Origin of the sequence: Paenibacillus sp. J5C2022, from assembly GCF_025567625.1 — a bacterium.
Lineage (GTDB): Bacteria > Bacillota > Bacilli > Paenibacillales > Paenibacillaceae > Pristimantibacillus.
Genome location: NZ_JAOQJC010000088.1, coordinates 1 through 2,648, shown reverse-complemented (window position 1 = coordinate 2,648; position 2,648 = coordinate 1). Strand labels below are relative to the sequence as shown.

Below are 2,648 nucleotides of genomic sequence, written 5' to 3'. Positions count from 1 at the left end.
ATATATTATTACAACAAAGGAAACATCCTAAAGAATATTGGGCAATTCCAGGAGGGTTAATGGAATTAGAAGAATCTACTGAGATAACGGCAAGAAGGGAACTGCTCGAAGAAACTCAACTAATAATAGGGGAATTACACTTAATAAACGTTTATTCGGGACCTGAAAATTTTATCAAGGCACCTAATGGCGATGAGTTTTATACGGTTACTGTCGCTTATTATTCAAATGATTACAAGGGTGAGTTAGTGGTTGATAAATCAGAATCTTTGGACTTTAGATTTTTCAGTTTGAATAATCTTCCAGAAAAAATAGTGAAGAGCCATATTGTAATTATTGAAGAATTCGTAGCGAAACATAATTACAACATATAATAAGCATGAAACATCTGGGTACCTCAAAGCACCTTCCGAGATAATACACTCACACTACATTGCTATCGCTCCTTGGTCCGGCCGAAGCGATAAGAAGTAAATTCAGAAGAAGTGGATTCATAGCAGGGAATTATTCAGCCGAACACCTTACTAGGCAAAGTGATGGAACTACCCGGCAATCCGGTTAGTGCTTGACCAGATTCGCTGCTTAAGCTATTAGGTGAAAGAACCAGCGAAATAAGCTATTTTTTTGAAGTAACTCTTAGGAGTGACAAAAATGATATCAAGAATGAAAATTCCACTGCTTTTAAGCATAATTATCCTTATCATAGTACTGGTCCTTATCATTATATCGTTAAATCAGAACCCAATTAAAGTGAATGGTATCACTCAAGAAGACAATGGTAAGACACTAATTTTAGAGGTTATTAACAAAGGGATTTCCAATGTAGAATTAATAGATGTGTTTGTTAATGACAATAAGAATCCAGTAAAAGTCGAATTAGGGGTTAGTTACACAGCTCACTTAGTGGGAGGTTCAGGACTAGATGAGGATCCTAATATTAAATTTCTTGAAATAAATAAAGAAAAAATAAGCCCTGATCTAAGCCCTAATGAAAAGAAACTAAAAATGAATAAAAAGGATTCCCCAATACATTTTGGAATAAGAATAAATGAAATTGAACCGATCGACAAAGTGATTGTAAAATACAAATATTTTGGTTTGAAATATACAAAGTCGTTTATTGTTGAAGAATGGCCAGAGTCTAATTTCTAGTATTTCGAGGATGCCAATTCCATCGCCTAACACCGTATTTAAGCATTGGCCCTCCGTCCCAGAGGTGATTCAAAGTAGTGTTTGCACATCGAAGATGGCTCCCTCCGGTCACTGAAGCCAGTGAGGGTTCGTGAATGCAAGGGACGTTATTAGAAATCGGCGCAAAAACTAGAACCAATTCCTCATAGAAAAACTAACTGACAGTGGCATTATAGTTGAAAAAGGAACTTAATTTCAAATCTCGAATATCTAATGTAATGGGATGCTAAAAATTTGATGATAGAAAGTAGTTGGATACGATGATAAAAGGTTTCGGAGGAATATTTTGGAGAACTAAGGATCTTGAAGTTATAAAAAAATGGTACAGTGAAGTGTTGAAGATTGAAATAGAAAATTGGAATGGGACGGTGATAAAACCTCACTTAGGAAATGAAACTATCTTTTCCTTCTTTACCGAGGATGACAGTTATTTTCCAACAGCACAACAAGTGATGTTGAATTTCCAAGTACATAATCTAGACGAGACTATTAAGCATCTCGAACATATTGGAGTACCTCTTGCAAAGAAAAAAGAGATTAGTGAATTTGGAAAGTTTATTTGGATTAAAGATCCTGAAGGTCGACTGGTCGAGCTTTGGGAGAAATAACGAGTTGTAATTCATTTGATTGAGTTAAAGGGAGATAATTGAATAGTAAAGATATCTCGAAAAAGGCATCAACATCTTATAATATCGTATTACCGAAGCGTCGCTGTCGCTCCTTGGTCCGGCCGAGTAGGAAGAAGTGGTTCCGAAGATGTTGCTCAGTAACAGCGAAGCCAATTCAACCGGACAACTCCGCACTGCCTAATCACGTCGCGGCTACTCCCTTCGGTCGTTTAAGGCAGTAAGGTTTCGTGAATACAAGAACATTATCCGAAATACGCTATTTGTAAGGAAATATATAAAGGACAAGGAGCTAAAAATTCATGGTTGAAGAAAATGAATTAAAACAAGAAATAATTGAAGACCTATTAGTACTAATCCCTAATGCAGTTAAGAAAATTAAAATCCCTGATGACAAGAAAGTATGTTTTGTAGCAATTTACAGGAGTGATTATGATCCACTAGTAGGGTTAATTCAAATTGGTTTCGAGGATGTTAGAGAAGCTAATTTTGAAGAAGGTGGAATACATATGGCTTGGAGTTCTGGGGAACAACCATATAAATATCAAAATGATTTGGAAGTGACTCATTTAAAAGAGAAAGAGAAGAGATTAATAAATATGTATGATCCAAATGAGTACTATGGCGAATGGTGGAAGCAATGTATAGATGTTATGAATAAAGTTTCAATGAAATTGAATGAATATGAATGGAAAGAAATATTCAATAATATTACAGATGATTTTGTTGTATATATTGATAGTGAGAATATGAATGTAGAGAATGGTGATTTGGAAAAATGCATACCAACTGATAAGTTACTGAAATTAAGAGAAAAAGGAATATACTTTT

General features: G+C 35.0%; 4 protein-coding genes. All 4 read left to right on the top strand.

Features of this window, described 5'->3' with window-relative positions:
• On the top strand, window positions 1-374 hold a 374-nt coding region (locus M6D81_RS31305), incomplete at its 5' end, for an NUDIX hydrolase (RefSeq protein WP_262681566.1).
• 277 nt (window positions 375-651) lie between these two features.
• Complete coding sequence (locus M6D81_RS31300) at window positions 652-1,152, top strand: hypothetical protein (protein ID WP_262681564.1); 501 nt, start codon at window positions 652-654, stop codon at window positions 1,150-1,152.
• A 299-nt stretch (window positions 1,153-1,451) separates the two neighbouring features.
• Window positions 1,452-1,799: a VOC family protein gene (locus tag M6D81_RS31295; RefSeq protein ID WP_262681568.1), complete on the top strand. Its 348-nt coding sequence runs from the start codon at window positions 1,452-1,454 to the stop codon at window positions 1,797-1,799.
• Between the two features lie 320 nt (window positions 1,800-2,119).
• On the top strand, window positions 2,120-2,648 hold a 529-nt coding region (locus M6D81_RS31290; protein WP_262681562.1), incomplete at its 3' end, for a hypothetical protein.

What these genes read in the sequence shown, in the direction of transcription:
- M6D81_RS31295 (WP_262681568.1), top strand. Translation starts at nt 1,452, where the DNA reads ATGATAAAAGGTTTCGGAGGAATATTTTGGAGAACTAAGGATCTTGAA.
- M6D81_RS31300 (WP_262681564.1), top strand. Translation starts at nt 652, where the DNA reads ATGATATCAAGAATGAAAATTCCACTGCTTTTAAGCATAATTATCCTT.